The organism is Pseudalkalibacillus decolorationis, from assembly GCF_024609785.1.
Taxonomy (GTDB): domain Bacteria; phylum Bacillota; class Bacilli; order Bacillales; family Fictibacillaceae; genus Pseudalkalibacillus; species Pseudalkalibacillus decolorationis.
Genome location: NZ_JANHJQ010000016.1, coordinates 95,540 through 110,975, shown reverse-complemented (window position 1 = coordinate 110,975; position 15,436 = coordinate 95,540). Strand labels below are relative to the sequence as shown.

Genomic DNA, 15,436 nt, shown 5'->3' with positions numbered 1-15,436 from the left:
CGAATTTCTTCGTTGTTTGATCTCTCCGGTCCTCACGTATTAATAGTATACGTTTTCGGTCCTCGAGATTTTCACGCCTCGGGCTCACAGGATGTGAGTCAGTTCAACGTTGTCACAGGAAGTGACGATTTTAGTTGAACTTCAGAAATTTCGGCTCTTTTTGTCCTCCTTTTTGAACACGCACTTTTACTTTCATATTTTACATACCAACCGGTTAGTAGGTTATATTACTATCATATTTTGAAAGTTCAGAAAATACAACCCCTAAATTAAATTTTACAATCTTTCTACCATCATAGCCATCCCTTGTCCTCCTCCTACACAAAGGGTTGCAATCCCATTCTTTTCATCGCGGCGTTTCATTTCATAAATCAATGATGTCAATAAGCGAGCTCCCGTTGCTCCTAATGGATGCCCGAGAGCAATTGCCCCACCGTTGACATTCACCTTTTCTTGATCAAGCCCCAGTTCTCTAATGACAGCAAGTGATTGGGATGCAAAAGCTTCATTTAGTTCAACCAAGCCGATCTCATCTAGCTTATGACCCGTACGATTTAGTAGTTTACTGACGGCAGGTACAGGACCAATCCCCATGACTCTCGGATCGACACCGGCAGTTGCCCAGTCAACGATTCTAGCGAGGGGGTTAAGACTTAATTCCTTTGCTTTCTCTTCAGTCATCAATACTAAAGCGACTGCTCCGTCATTCCGGCCACATGCATTCCCAGCAGTTACGGTACCATCTGCTTTAAACACAGGTTTTAGTTGAGAAAGTTTTTCTAATGAGGTATTCGGTCTAGGATGTTCATCCGTATCAAATTCGAATGTGTTCTTTTTTTGGTTGATGGTAACCGGAACGATTTCCTCTTTAAACGTTCCATTTTTTATTGCTGTAAAAGCTCGTGTCTGACTTTCAATTGCAAATGCATCTTGATCTTCTCTTGAAATCTCGTACTTTTCAGCGACATTCTCAGCTGTCATACCCATTCCGAGGTTCTTACCATACATTTCAATCGGTTGTTGACCTACTTCAAGATTTGAATCAACTAATCGAGTACGATCGCCACCAAAATGGCTATTACGAATATAAACCGGTGCATTACTTAAGCTTTCGGTTCCACCTGCGATTACAATGTTTGCTTGATTGGATACAATCTGCTGGATACCAGAGGCAACGGCTTGCATACCTGATGCACACAGGCGATTGATCGTGAAAGCCGGAGATGTTTCAGGTACGCCAGCACTTAAAGCTGCAACTCTTGCCACATTGGAAGATTCAGTTGTTTGCCGAACTTCTCCTAAAATCACTTCGTCAACCTGTTCAGGAGAGACCCCTACCCTATTGATTGCCTCTTTAATGGCAATGGAAGCTAGGTCACCAGAATTGAAGTCTTTTAAACCTCCACCATATTTTCCGACAGGTGTCCGGACCGCCTCTACTATTACAATGTTTTCATTCATTACGTTCCACCCCGACTATTTGATTTACAAAAACTAGCTGTATTCTTTCCGAAGCTGGCTTGCGATGATATTTTTTTGGATTTCGGATGTACCCTCATAGATTCTCGTAATCCTCGCGTCTCGATAATATCTTTCAATCGGATAATCTGAAATATATCCAACCCCGCCATGCACTTGAAGCGCCTTGTCAGCAACACGGTTATACACCTCAGAACCATACAACTTTAACATCGCAGCTTCCTTAATGACTTTTTCTCCTTGATCCACCTTCCACGCGATCCGATACGTAAAGGATCGCAGTGCTTCGATTTCAACTCCTATTTCCGCTACCATATGGGCAACTGCTTGATGTTCGATAATCGGTACACCGAACTGTACTCTTTCTTGGACATATTCCATGCACATATCAAGCAGTTTTTGGCATGAGCCGAGATTCCGTGCTGCAAGACCTGCACGACCGTTCGCTAATATTTTCAGGGCATTCATGTATCCTTTGCCTACTTCACCAAGAACATTTTCTTCCGGTACTTCACAATCCTCGAAAATCAATTCAGCAGAGTGAGAACCCTTTAATCCCATCTTTTCCTCCACCGCCCCAACCTGAAAGCCAGGAAAACTTTTTTCAACAATAAAAGAAGTGATCCCTTTTGCCCCTTTAGATGGATCCGTGACGGCCATAACTGTGAATACATCGGCTTCAATCGCATTTGTAATGTAATGCTTTGTGCCATTGAGAATATACGTATCTCCCCTTTTCACTGCGGTGGTTTTGAGGTTGGATGCATTGGAACCCGCTTCAGGCTCGGTTAATGCAAACGCTCCAATTTTGTTTCCACTTGCCATGTCAGGGAGGTACTTCTGCTTCTGCTCTTCATTCCCAAGCTCTACAATACCGACTGTTCCGATACCGGTATGTGCTCCGATTAAAGTCGTGTACCCGTTGTGTGTTTTTCCCAGTTCTTCATATAAGGCACATTTACCAACCATTCCAATTCCTAGTCCGCCATATTCTTCTGGGATACTTAGTCCGAACAACCCCATTTCCTTAGACAATTCAATAATACGTTCTGGGATTTTATCTTCTTTTTCAATTTGCATCGCCACTTTTTCAACTTCATTATTAACAAAGTTGCGTATATTGGTTTTAAGAAATTCAATTTCTTCATCTAGACGAAAATCCATTGCAGATTCCTCCTGTAGATAGAGTTGCATTGTGGTATTTAGAAATTAATAATGTGTTTTGTGTCAGACGCCAACCTTCAAGCTCTTAATTTCTTCAGTCAGCAACGGAACAACTTCGAAAAGATCTCCTACAATGCCATAATCAGCGACATTGAATATATTCGCTTCAGGATCTTTATTGATTGCAACAATTACTTTAGAGTTGGACATTCCTGCAAGATGCTGAATGGCGCCTGAAATTCCGCATGCAATGTATAAATCCGGGGTAACCACTTTTCCTGTCTGTCCAATCTGCAAGGAATAATCACAATAATCCGCATCACATGCACCCCTGGAAGCACCCACTGCTGCACCTAATTCCTCAGCAAGCTCTTCTAATGGCTTGAAACCTTCAGCACTCTTGATTCCACGTCCTCCAGCAACGATCACTTTGGCTTCGGATAAATCTACGCCAGAAGTTGCTTTTCTCACAACTTCCTTTACGACGGTACGTAAATCGTTAATAACGACCTCTTCTGTTAAAACTTCTCCTGTACGACTGGAGTCCTTGTCAAGTGCTTGAATATTGTTTGGACGAATCGTTGCAAAAATCGTTCCTTCTTTTACCCTTTTCTTCTCAAACGCTTTTCCGGAATAAATCGGCCTTGTAAAAACAACTTCCTCATCAATGACCTCAATATCGGTTGCATCTGAAATGAGTCCAGCATTAAACCTGGCTGCTAAACGTGGGGACAGGTCTTTCCCAAGTGCCGTATGTCCTAGTATGACAACATCGGGTTTTACAGTCTGGATAACTTGTAAATAAGCTTGGAAATACCCATCATTCGTATAGTGGTCTAAGATTTCATTTTCTACTTTTACAACACGATCTGCCCCGTAGTGGAAAAGTGTTTCTGCAAGCGAATCATCATCAGAACCGGCAACTGCCGCAACGACTTCTCCCCCGTCTGAAATATCTTTAGCTGCTGCAAGTGCTTCAAATGAAACATTCCGTAGTTCGTTTTCACGTATTTCAGCAAAGGTAAGTACTGTTCTCCCCATTCTAATTCCTCCCTATAGTATTTTTGCTTCCTGGTGAAGGTTCGAGACAAGCTCTTTAACCTGTACCTCGAGTTCACCGTCAAGAATTTTTCCGGCTCCTTTTTCCGGTGGCAAAAAGGTCGTAATCGTTTCTGTCTTCGCTTCGATTTCATCTTCATCAATGTCCAAGTCATCATAGTCGATTTCTTCAAGCGGTTTTCGTTTCGCTTTCATAATTCCTGGGAGAGAGGGGTAACGCGGTTCATTAAGACCTTGTTGAGCTGTAACCAAAAGGGGAAGAGTCGCTTCAATGACTTCCGTATCTCCTTCGACATCCCGTTTCAGTGTTGCTGTGTTTCCATCGACCTCAATATTTGTAATCATTGTCACATAAGGTAATCCTAATTGTTCAGCTAAACGTGGACCGACTTGGCCAGTGCTATTATCGTTGGAAACATTGCCGCCAAGAATCAGATCATAATCTTTGTCCTGAAAGAAGGCTGCAAGGATTGATGCCGTCGTATGCTGATCTTGAGCTTCCAAATCCTCACAATTAATCAGAACCGCTTTGTCAGCCCCCATCGCAAGTGCAGTTCGGAGCTCTTTTTCGGTTTCTTCACTACCGACGCTGACGACCGTCACTTCACCACCGTGCTTATCCCGAAGCAGAATCGCTTCTTCCACAGCAAACTCATCATAGGGGTTAATAATAAAATCTACACCCTCATCGCTGACCTTACCTTCATTGATGACAATTTTCTCTTCTGTATCGAATGTCCGTTTTAATAGGACGTAAATGTCCATATAATCATTCTCCTTCCGTTATTATTATCCCTTTACCACTTTAAAGGTACCGTATCCTTTTGCCAGTAGATTTCCGTCCTGGTCGTATACTTCCCCTTCACCCATCTTGATTTTTCTCCCATTACCAAAAACCTTTGCTTTGGCAGTTATCCTCCCACGGTTTATTGGTGCAATATATTTAACGTTCAGATCAACTGTAATCATTGGCTGGCCATACATAGATCTGAGCTTAAGACCGATGATGTTATCAATTAATGTTGCATAAACGCCACCATGCAGGTTTCCGGCTGTATTAAGCAATTTTTCTTCAATAGGAAGTTCAAGTATGACCTCGTCTTCCGTCAATTCAACGAATCGAAAACCAAGCAGCTTAAAGAAAGGGCTTGTCTCAAAGTCCTTCTGGATCCTGTCATATGGGTATTCTACTTTCATTTCCAACTACTTTCCCTGAAAGGCTGGTTTTCGTTTTTCAAGGAATGCCCTTGTTCCTTCTTGTTTGTCTTCTGAAGAAAATAAAATGGCCTGAGACAGCTTTTCGATGATAAGCGCCGTTTTCATATCCGTTTCTGCACCAACATTGACCGCGAGTTTCGCAAGCATAACTGCTAGAGGCCCTTTACTGATGATTTGTTGCGCAACCTCGACCGTCTTTTCTTTTAATTGACTAGATTCCACGACTTCACTTATAAGCCCAATATTCGCTGCCTCTTCACTAGAAATGATTTTCCCTGTCAAAATCAATTCCAATGCTTTCCCTTTACCGACGAGTCGGGTTAAGCGTTGTGTCCCTCCCGCCCCAGGTATGATCGATAGGTTTAACTCTGGAAGCCCCATCTTTGCAGTTCGGGAGGCAATCCGTACATCACACGCCATCGCAAGCTCACAACCTCCGCCTAGCGCATATCCATTAATCATCGCGATTGTCGGCTTCTTATATCCTTCAATATAGTCATAAACCTGTTGCATGCCACCAGCCTTCAAAGCATCATGCATCGTCTTGTTTTCGAGTTGTCCAATATCTGCTCCTGCGGCAAATGACTTTTCACCTTCACCCGTAAGGATGACGCACTTTACTTCCTCATCACTTTCCAACCGTTCAAGGACTATCGTCAATTCATCCAACGTTTCCTTATTTAAAGCATTTCGAACTTCAGGTCTGTTAATCTTCACATAAGCGAGATTATTTTCGATCACGACATCGAGATTTTGTATAACCATTGATATCACTCCCTTTATGAGTAGGTATAGAAGCCTTTGCCTGTTTTTCTTCCGAGTTCACCCCCTCCTATCAATCTATTTTGCTTGCTTTTCTTCTTCAACAAGCACACGCTTCAATAGTTTCCCAACCGTATTACGAGGAAGGGACTCACGTATTTGGATTTCCTTAGGCACTTTATATCTCGTTAATCGCTCATAACAAAACTGCTTTATTTCTTCTTCGGTAACGGTTGTAGAATCTTTCAGAACAACGAACGCCTTTACTTGTTCACCGCTATATTCATGGGGGATCCCTATCACCGCGGCTTCTTTCACAGCTGGATGGTCATACAGGACCCCTTCAACTTCCTGCGGATACACGTTGAAACCTCCTGATATGATCATCTCTTTTTTACGACCAACGATATAAAAGTAGCCATCCACGTCCATTGAGGCTAGATCTCCTGTTAACAGCCAACCATTACGTAGCGTTTTCTTCGTTTCATCTGGATCTCTCCAATATCCCTTCATAACCTGAGGACCTTTTATCGCAAGTTCACCAACACTCCCTGGTGGAAGCTCGTTTCTATCCCCATCAACCACTTTACAATCCGTTCCCGGTAGCGGTATTCCGATACTTCCGACTTTCCGAATACCGAGTATCGGGTTGCGATGGGTAGATGGAGAAGTTTCAGACATTCCATAACCTTCACCAATGATCGCTCCGGTCATCCTCTCAAACCGATGGATCACTTCAACCGGCAAGGGAGCAGACCCGCTTGAACAAAACTTAAAGCAATTCAAATCATAGTCTTCTATATCTGGATGATTTATAAAAGCGTTGTACATGGTCGGAACCCCTGGGAAGAATGTAGGTCGATGCTCTTTAATTATTTCTAGGACATTAGTAATCTCAAATTTCGGTACAATGAGATTCTTTGCACCGATATAGATGCTTAAATTCATTCCGCTCGTCATCGCATACACATGATAGAGTGGTGTACACGTAAGCGTCACTTCCTCTCCAAGCTTCATTTTATGGGCGTATAAGATCCAGCTTTGAATAACATTTGCTACGAGATTATAATGAGTTAGCATGGCCCCCTTCATCTTTCCTGTCGTTCCACCTGTAAATTGAATAACGGCTACATCGTCTTTTGGTGAAATGGCTTCCTCATGTACAAGAGGTTCATTTGAATTGATGAGATGAATCAAATTATGTCCAAACGGCTTATCTTCTTCGTCCTCAGCTATGACAAAAACATTTTTGAAAGAGTGACTTTCTGAAACTTGTTTCACTTTTTCAGCATTGTGGCTTTCTATGACAATATGGCTTAGTTGAACTTCATGAGCGATATATTCCATTTCTCTCGGCGTATACATTGGATTCATTTGGACCACTGTCGCGCCTAGCTTTTGGCTTGCGTAATAGGAATAGACATACGTTGGATGATTGGTGACCATCAAACCTATCCGTTCCCCCTTACTGATACCCAGTTTGTTCCATGCTCCCGCTAATCGGTCAACCCGGTCCTTTAGTTCATTAAATGTAATACGCTCATCTTGATAGATTAAAGCAGTTTGTTCTCCATATTGATGTGCACTATCTATTAAAAGACGGTAAAGGGAGCATTCTGGAATTTCAAATTGACCATTGAAAGCTTCTTGATATGCAGTGTTCCAGGGACGTTCAACAAGTTTTCCCACTTCGATCCCCCTCTAGTTTCGATCGTGATCCTCTTATTATTCGATGATGCCTTTTTCCTTATAATATTTCACAGCCCCAGGATGTAGCGTTTCAGGGTCGATTCCATCCAGAGCAGTTTCTAGCGTAAAATATTTAGCCCTTTGTGGAAGCTGGTCTTCAAATGGTTTTTGATTCTCCCAAAATACTTTTGTAAGGTTATATACATACTCTTTTTCGAGATCCTTTCTCACACTGAACATGGCAACAAGCGTGTAAGTTGGAATGTCTTCATCAAGTCCTTTGTACGTTCCTGCAGGAAGTTGGTCGGAAGAAATTCCAATTCCTTTCTCCCTGATGCTTTTCAGTTTATCTTCATCGATCGGAATCACTTTGACAGGTTGTGTCACTTCAATCTCCTGCAAAGCGGTCACTTGTGGAGCTCCACCACCGACGAAAATGTCAACTATGCCGTCTTTTAACATAGAAGCCCCATCATTATAGTTGCCGTAAGAAATCTTTCCACCTGCATCTTCGATCGTTTTCTCATCGATTCCGTACTCCTCCATCATATTCCAAAAAGCGACCGGTCCTCCTCCACCTTTAGGACCTAGGAAAATATGCTTGTCTACGATGTCTTCCACTTTGTTAATTTCCTCGTTTTCCGCTAATGTAGCAATCGTCTGATATACCGGATATAGTGATCCCAGGCCAGCTACTTGATCCAGTTCCTTATCAAAGCTTCCAGACCCTTTAAGTGCATCAGCATAGTCAGACGTATAATGGATGCCATATTTGATGTCTCCTATTTGGAGTGCTTTCAAGTTTGCAGTGGAACCACCTTCGATTTGCGATACATTCAAGCCAGAGAACTTATCCATGTAAAGCTCTGAAAGGATTGTTGTAATCGGGTACCATCCAGAGCCCATCGGACCAGACCCCACCTTCAAAAATTTATCAGGCGCCTCTAGTCCGCCTTCTCCATCACCAGAAGCGCTCTCACTTCCACAAGCAGTCATAATCATTAATAGCATTGATATCAAACAAACCGTTATTACTTTTCTCATCATGATCCTCCTTTTTACCCGCCAATTTGCTGTGGCGTGTTTTTATTAATGTGTTGAGAACGTTGCCAGAAGTAGGCGAGGATAAAGAGTGCTACCCCAATCAAATCACCTATGAGTCCAGGAATAATAAGTAGAACAGCACTAGCAAACAATATGATTCGTATGACACCTGTTAAATCTCCAAACCAATACCCTTCCACTGAACCCGCAAAAAGCACACAACTGATGACCGCAGTAACTAATGCAAGGATAATCGAGCCTATGTCGCCTCCTTGAAGGAGAAGTTCGGGATTATAGACAAACACAAATGGAATGAAGAATCCTCCAAGTGCGATCCTCACCGCGTAAAAAGCAGTTGAGGTCGGATTGGACCCAGCAATACCTGCCGTTGTATAGGCCGTAATGGCCACTGGAGGTGTCAAGCCTGACATAACCCCAAAATAGAAGACAAACATATGGGCTGCCACTATATTTACATCCATTTCTACTAATGCCGGAACACCCAATACTGCTAGAATCACATATGCCGAAACAGTAGGCATTCCCATCCCAAGAATAATAGAGGCAATCGCAAGCATAACAAGCAATAGCAACAAATTACCGCCCGCAACATCGATCATAAATCGTGAGAATGTAAGTCCTAAACCTGTCAGTGACACAGCCCCTACGATAATTCCTGCTGTTGCACAGGCCGAAACTACAGCTAATGCCCCTTTTGCACCATTTTCTAGAGACGCTAGGATATCGAGTGCATTCATCCTTGTCATTTGTCGTATCCAGCTTAGGATGATCGTTGTAATAATGCCGTAGAAACCAGCCTTCATCGGGCTAGAGCCTTCGATCATCATGTAAATAATCAAGATGATAGGTAAGAACATGTATCCCTGACTTAGAAGGATTTTTTTCGGATCGGGTAATTGTTCTTTAGGAATCCCTTCAAACCTGAGCTTCCTTGCATGAAAATATACAATGAACCCAGCAATCAGAAAATAAATGACAGCTGGTATTAACGCATACAATGCAAGGGTGATGTAAGGAATCCCGGTAGTTTCGGCCATAATAAACACCGAAGCTCCCATAATTGGCGGCATAATTTGTCCACCTTGAGATGCGACTGCTTCTACAGCGGCAGAAAATCGTTTACTGTAACCCAGCTTCTTCATAAGTGGTATCGTAAAGGATCCGGTTATCGCTGCGTTCGCGGCCCCATTCCCTGTAATCGTCGCGACCAATGCACTCGCACCAACCGCTGATAAAGCAGGGCCGCCTTTTCGATGTCCTAATGCTCCAAACGCAAAACTTGTGAAAAACTGCCCCCCTCCAGACCTCATTAGAAAGGACCCAAATATGACGAAGAGAATCAAAACAGTCGAACTGATATAGATTGGAGCACTGAAAATACCAAGGGTGCCATTAAACATTTGATCAATCATTTTCCCATATCGCGCTCCTGGATGAGCGAGTGCACCTGGGAAATAAGGACCGAGAAATATGTAGGCGATGAAGAACAAGCCGATACATGACATCAGAAAGCCATTCGTTCTTCTCGTCGCTTCCAGTACTAACGCGATGAAAATGGTCCCTATAACGAGATCCGTTGTATTCGGATTCCCTTGTCTGCTCAGAATCTCTTGACCTTGGAATATAATAAACCATGTCTCCACTACTGTGATCAGAACAAACAGCACGTCAACCCAACCAAACTTACTTCCTTTCTTAAAAGGAAATAGCAGAAAGATTAGGAGCAACGCCCAGACGACGTGAATACTTCTTTGTTGCCATGAAGATAGTGTTCCAAAGCCAGCCGTGTAAATGTGAAAAATGGATAAACCGATCGCCAAGATAGACGTAATCAAAACAAGTAGTCTAGCAAAATTCCACTTCTCTTTTCTCGATCCCCATAGTTCTTCAATAAACGCTGGTTTTTCCTTAATCGTTGTATCAATTTTCTTTGCTGCATCTTCACTTTGTCCTTGTTTCATCCTATCAACCCCTTTCCATACTATTTGTTAACGCTTTCATCTTCACGAACGGATTGAATAACAATTGTTTCATACATGTACAAAAGCAAAGAGTAAGTAACCAACAATGGACTGATTAATTTTCAGCTAGTATGTGGCGAGATATGATCATTCGTTGGATTTCACTTGTACCTTCATAGATCTTTGTGATTCGTGCATCACGGTAAAAACGTTCAACAGGATAATCAGAAACATATCCCATTCCACCATGGATTTGGACAGCCTTGTCGGCCACACGATTAAATACCTCTGAAGCGAAGAGTTTAGCCATTGAGGCTTCTTTAATGACCTTCTTTCCTTCATCAATCATCTCAGCAGCTTTCATCATCAGCGTTCTTGCAGCTTCCGTTTCAGTTGCCATATCAGCAAGCATCCATTGAATCGCTTGATTTGACGCAATAGGCTTACCAAACTGAACTCTTTCTTTCGCATAGCTTGCTGACATTTCAATCAACTTTTCACAAGAGCCAACCGCCCTTGCAGCTAGACCTATTCTTCCTTCCCCAAGGATTTTGAGTGCTGAGACATATCCCATTCCAACTTCGCCGATTACGTTTTCTTCAGGAACCTCACAATCTTCAAATAAAATTTGACATGTATAGGACCCTTTAAGCCCCATTTTCTTGTCACGCTTTCCAACAATTAGCCCTGGAAAATCCTTTTCAACTAGAAATGCAGTTATACCTTTAGCTCCTTTGGATTTGTCATTAGAAGCAATTACTGTAAAGATATCGGCAACAGGCCCATTCGTAATAAAGTGCTTCATGCCATTCAGGATCCACTTATCTCCCTGTTTGACAGCTTTAGTTGAAAGGTTAGTCGCATCCGATCCAGCTCCCGGCTCAGATAATGCAAATGCAGCAATTTTATTTCCGGCTGCCATGTCAGGTAAGTACTTTTGCTTTAACGTTTCAGAAGCTAGCTTTACAAGCCCAGTACTACCGATACCTGTATGAGCGCTGATTAAAGAAACATAACCATTGTGCGTTCTCCCTAACTGCTCGAGAACGATTGCCTTACCAACCGCATTCAGTCCAATTCCACCGTATTCTTCTGGGATACTCATACCGAATAATCCTAGTTCCTTCGCTTTTTTAACTAAATGTTGCGGAATCGTGTCCTCATCTTCAATTTGTTGTGCACATGGATCAATTTCGTTTTCTACGAAATTTCGAATCATCGTTTTCATTTGATCTAATTCATTTACCATAGTAGCAGGCATTCTGTAATTCCCCCTTTTTGGTGTCACGATTAATAAATGCAAGTACTGTGCCAAAATTTTAAATAGTTAGAAAATAAGGGATAGCAGCTGACCAAACAGCAATATTTTTTTATTAGGGGAGTCTAGTAAGCTCGTTAATGATGGCTTTCACATGCTATAATTGATTCATCTTTGTATCCTTGATTCATTTTTGTATTAACCGGTTCCATGTGGCCTGAGTAATCAAAACCATGATCAGCGTGATTCAAAAATGAATTTTCTTAGATTCTATGTATTTTCTTGTCGGTCCATGAAAGAGAGAATCGAATAAATTGATTGCAAAACAGGTGTCTCAACCCCGAGCTTGTCCCCTTCTCGAACCAAATAGCCACATATAGATTCGACTTCCATCCTTTTCCCCTGTAACCGGTCCTGTAGCATTGATGTTTTATGATTTCGCGCTCTTTTTTCAGCACTTTCGAGTATTTGTTCAATTACTTCAGAGTCCACATTGATATCTTTAGCTTCAGCAACCAAACACGTTTCTCTTAGGGCAGTCTCTGCGGTCTGCCGTAACAACGGGTCATCTAAAATCTGTCCTACATCCGCATTCACAACTGCTGAGAGAGGATTAAAGGTAATATTCCATAATAGTTTCTTCCATTTCGCAGTCATAATATCACTAGAAAACCATGACTTTACTCCGGCGTGATTGAATGCATCGACTACTTCTTTAGCCGCTTCTTCAGAAGCATGAGTTAGGGAACCAATCGGAAGTCTCGGTGAACCAAACTGACTGATTACTCCAGGTTCTTTTACACTCGCGGAGACATAAGTTGCAGTAGACAGTACACGCTCTCTTCCAAAAATATCACTTAATGTTTCTTCATTATCGACCCCGTTTTGCATAACAAGTAGGTTAGCCGTTTCAGATAGAACAAACTTCAATTGTTTTGCTACACTTGATGTACCCGTTGATTTAACACAAAATAAAACGAGATCCACTTTTCGAAAATCTCGAACATCGTCTGAAAAGGTCCCTTTCACATTGAAGTTCCCCTCAGAAGTCTCAATACGCATTCCATTTTCTTTCATTGATTGTAAATGCTGTCCTCTAGCCAAGAAAATGACTTCATGTCCTGCATTCGCAAGCATCCCGCCAAAATAACCACCAACAGCACCAGCACCGGCAACACCAATCTTCATCACTATTACCCCCTTCATTCTCACTTCAATTAATTGCAATTTTCATGCCAACAAGAAGGGAATGTCAAGAATTAATGGATGCTAATGAGAATGCAACTGGAATATCAAAACGATTTATCAGGCCGAATTACAAAGTTACTGCTAGAAGAAAGATCTAATGGGAAGAATTGAAATAGAGGATGCTATAGTTTAGGTGTCAATTAGCGGTTTGAGTTCACTTTTGAATCGATTTGGAGGATCATGGAAATGGTTATAGGGGGGTTACTGAAATTAAAAGTCCTAGGGCGGCGAGAAGAGAAACAATTAATATGGATTGATTGAGGACGGGGAACAATGGATTGATATGATGGTAGACCGTGAAAAGGAGTTAAGTAGTCTATTAAGATTGAAGTTTTTTCTTTATATTGTTGATTTCTGTATCGTGCTTTCCGGTTTTAGAACTCAAATAATCAACATCAAAATTAACACTTTTCATTTCATCTGAAACAACCTTGAACACAGCTTGGTGTTGGTCTAACTTTCCTTCAATGTGATTGAAATGACTACGCATTTCCGATGAGAGATGGTCTACTTTTGTTTCTATACGTTCTTGTCCTGTTTCTAAGTTAACTAAACGGTTATTCACTTTTTTAATTTCATTGAGAATTTGTATCAATGTTTCTTCCATTTGGTTTTTCCTCCGGCTTCTTTTTTCCTATTTTATCATGGATTGTACGGAATTAGATAGAAAATCACCAGCTATCTTTAATATGAAAGTCACCTAAAGAGCTCAAATGACTTTTTGATAACACGTTAAGAAAGTATAAAAATACTTTCTATAGTATAAGCGCAACTAAGGCGATCACCTGCGCTAAGGCTTGGCGCTAGCCAAGTTTTCTTTATCGACTCAACTTTCGCAGACTGAAATAGGCAGGTATCCCTTGATGTAGTTAGGTAAACCTACAATCCATTGTTGTACTCGATTTTTAATCAGTTTCTTCGTCTTTTTGTTCGTCTTCTTAAGGGTATCTTGAAGAAGCTCGATTAGTTGTTGGAGAGCGATCGACCAATCAAGGTCACTGATTTGATCACAAACAAATTTCATAAAACATGCTGCCAAGAGTTCACTGATCCGATCTTAGCATGAGAGTACAATAAATCCGACAAAAATAATGGAGCGAGTAACTTAACGGATTTACCATTTTCAAAATGATGATATTTATCCTAATAAAAGCTATGCAACATTAGAGCTTCCAGTAGCTACGTCTTCAGGAATATCATAATAGTTGATACAAAACAGCCGGGAGGAGTGCCCTCCCATCCCGGCGTCTGATTATTCACTTATTACACCGCACGCCACACGATCTCCCGCATCACCTGAAGGTTGGGATTTACCATCATCCGCTTCAGCATGGATAACAAGTGCACTTCCGTCTTTATCGAATAATAAATTTTCTTTACCTTTCTTTAATGTCACATTCTTCGCTAGAAATTCTTCTTCAACGGTTCCGTCTTTTCCTACTTCAATATTAGGGAGGTCACCAGCATGTTCTCCTTTTGGATGATCAAAACCGTGACTCGCGTCTGTCGGATTGAAATGCCCGCCCGCTGACTTAAAGTCCGGTGCTTTACATTGCCCTTTTTCATGGATATGGAACCCATGTGTCCCTTTAGACAACTTAGAAACCTTAAGTTGAATCCTCACACCATTAGATTCCTGTTTTAATTTTGCAGAACCTACCTTATCTCCGTCCCCATTTTTCAAATTAACATTTACTGTATCTTTATTATTTTCCTTTTCTCCGTTGTCTTTTTCCATACCTGTCCCTTTTTTTGACTTTTCATTTTGATTTTCTTTGTTGTCATCAGTACCAGCACATGCAGCAAGAGCAAGGACGAGCATCAGCATAATTAAAAATAATGTCGCACGCTTCATTTTTTTCAAAGCCCCTTTCATTTTATAAGATAGTTATTACCTCTATGTATTTCCATACAAAAAGAAAGATTAAACATTCAGAAAGCAATCTCATTCCATAGGCATACATAAGTATACATAGTTAAGCCAATTATAGTGCTGAAACCCTAGGAAACATTTCTTAGACAACAACTTAGGGGAAGGTAGCAACTGATGTTTCTGACGCCCTTTCTCCTAAATAGAACTTATCATTTAACTGATTTTTTATTGTTGATAAATGGAAAAGTTTGGTCTGCATCTCCTCAAACCCTTTGCGCTCTTTCTTTGTGATTTAGGCCTACACAAGGTCGGGCCTGGTATCTTAGTTTCTTATGTAATTTCTAGTGTTTTAATTCTTCATTATGAAAATACTGGGTGAAATCGTCACGCTAATCCTGCAAGCAGTTTATTTTCTGAATATGCACGAGACGCAATTGGACCATGAGCAGGCGTAACAGTTGGTGCTTTATTGGTTTCAATGGGTTATCGTTATTGCCATTGAAGCAATTGCAGGTGCAGCTATTATCCATATATGGTATCCAAGTATTCCTTTATGGTTACTCGCGTTAGTCTTAACAATCGCGATTACTTTAAATAGCTGCGGCCTTTTTCGGAGCACCATTGTAAATCATTCAACGTTTTTATTTTATAACCTAAATA

The 15,436-nt window shown here is 41.4% G+C and carries 13 protein-coding genes and 2 pseudogenes; 1 reads left to right on the top strand and 14 read right to left on the bottom strand.

Annotation, left to right across the window (positions count from 1 at the left end):
- Positions 1-276: 276 nt before the first annotated feature.
- The 14 genes and pseudogenes from NON16_RS15980 to NON16_RS15915 all read right to left on the bottom strand — a co-directional run bounded on the left by NON16_RS15980 (position 277) and on the right by NON16_RS15915 (position 14,758).
- Positions 277-1,461, bottom strand: coding sequence for a thiolase family protein (locus tag NON16_RS15980; RefSeq protein WP_257350413.1), 1,185 nt, complete (start codon positions 1,459-1,461; stop codon positions 277-279).
- Between the two features lie 33 nt (positions 1,462-1,494).
- Positions 1,495-2,643: an acyl-CoA dehydrogenase family protein gene (locus NON16_RS15975; protein ID WP_257350412.1), complete on the bottom strand. Its 1,149-nt coding sequence runs from the start codon at positions 2,641-2,643 to the stop codon at positions 1,495-1,497.
- Positions 2,644-2,706: 63 nt separating this feature from the next.
- Positions 2,707-3,684, bottom strand: a complete 978-nt coding sequence (locus tag NON16_RS15970) for an electron transfer flavoprotein subunit alpha/FixB family protein (RefSeq protein ID WP_257350411.1) — start codon at positions 3,682-3,684, stop codon at positions 2,707-2,709.
- 12 nt (positions 3,685-3,696) lie between these two features.
- Positions 3,697-4,467 carry an electron transfer flavoprotein subunit beta/FixA family protein gene (locus tag NON16_RS15965; RefSeq protein WP_257350410.1) on the bottom strand — a complete coding sequence of 257 codons (771 nt, stop codon included), beginning with the start codon at positions 4,465-4,467 and terminating at the stop codon, positions 3,697-3,699.
- Positions 4,468-4,491: 24 nt separating this feature from the next.
- Positions 4,492-4,899, bottom strand: coding sequence for a PaaI family thioesterase (locus NON16_RS15960; protein ID WP_257350409.1), 408 nt, complete (start codon positions 4,897-4,899; stop codon positions 4,492-4,494).
- A gap of 6 nt (positions 4,900-4,905) precedes the next feature.
- Complete coding sequence (locus tag NON16_RS15955; protein WP_257350408.1) at positions 4,906-5,685, bottom strand: enoyl-CoA hydratase/isomerase family protein; 780 nt, start codon at positions 5,683-5,685, stop codon at positions 4,906-4,908.
- 75 nt (positions 5,686-5,760) lie between these two features.
- Positions 5,761-7,371 carry a long-chain-fatty-acid--CoA ligase gene (locus NON16_RS15950; RefSeq protein WP_257350407.1) on the bottom strand — a complete coding sequence of 537 codons (1,611 nt, stop codon included), beginning with the start codon at positions 7,369-7,371 and terminating at the stop codon, positions 5,761-5,763.
- A gap of 36 nt (positions 7,372-7,407) precedes the next feature.
- Complete coding sequence (locus tag NON16_RS15945) at positions 7,408-8,415, bottom strand: TAXI family TRAP transporter solute-binding subunit (RefSeq protein ID WP_257350405.1); 1,008 nt, start codon at positions 8,413-8,415, stop codon at positions 7,408-7,410.
- A 14-nt stretch (positions 8,416-8,429) separates the two neighbouring features.
- Positions 8,430-10,397: a TRAP transporter permease gene (locus NON16_RS15940; RefSeq protein ID WP_257350403.1), complete on the bottom strand. Its 1,968-nt coding sequence runs from the start codon at positions 10,395-10,397 to the stop codon at positions 8,430-8,432.
- 115 nt (positions 10,398-10,512) lie between these two features.
- Positions 10,513-11,658 (bottom strand): acyl-CoA dehydrogenase family protein, encoded by a 1,146-nt coding sequence (locus NON16_RS15935; protein ID WP_257350402.1) that lies wholly within the window; start codon positions 11,656-11,658, stop codon positions 10,513-10,515.
- 267 nt (positions 11,659-11,925) lie between these two features.
- Positions 11,926-12,843: a ketopantoate reductase family protein gene (locus NON16_RS15930; protein ID WP_257350400.1), complete on the bottom strand. Its 918-nt coding sequence runs from the start codon at positions 12,841-12,843 to the stop codon at positions 11,926-11,928.
- 379 nt (positions 12,844-13,222) lie between these two features.
- Positions 13,223-13,510 (bottom strand): hypothetical protein, encoded by a 288-nt coding sequence (locus NON16_RS15925; protein ID WP_257350399.1) that lies wholly within the window; start codon positions 13,508-13,510, stop codon positions 13,223-13,225.
- 219 nt (positions 13,511-13,729) lie between these two features.
- Positions 13,730-13,946: pseudogene (locus tag NON16_RS15920) on the bottom strand (IS4 family transposase); the annotation flags it as partial.
- A gap of 209 nt (positions 13,947-14,155) precedes the next feature.
- Positions 14,156-14,758, bottom strand: a complete 603-nt coding sequence (locus tag NON16_RS15915) for a superoxide dismutase family protein (protein ID WP_257350397.1) — start codon at positions 14,756-14,758, stop codon at positions 14,156-14,158.
- Between the two features lie 316 nt (positions 14,759-15,074).
- Here NON16_RS15915 and NON16_RS25700 point away from each other — a divergent pair.
- A pseudogene (locus NON16_RS25700) lies at positions 15,075-15,375 on the top strand (GABA permease); the annotation flags it as partial.
- Between the last annotated feature and the right edge of the window lie 61 nt (positions 15,376-15,436).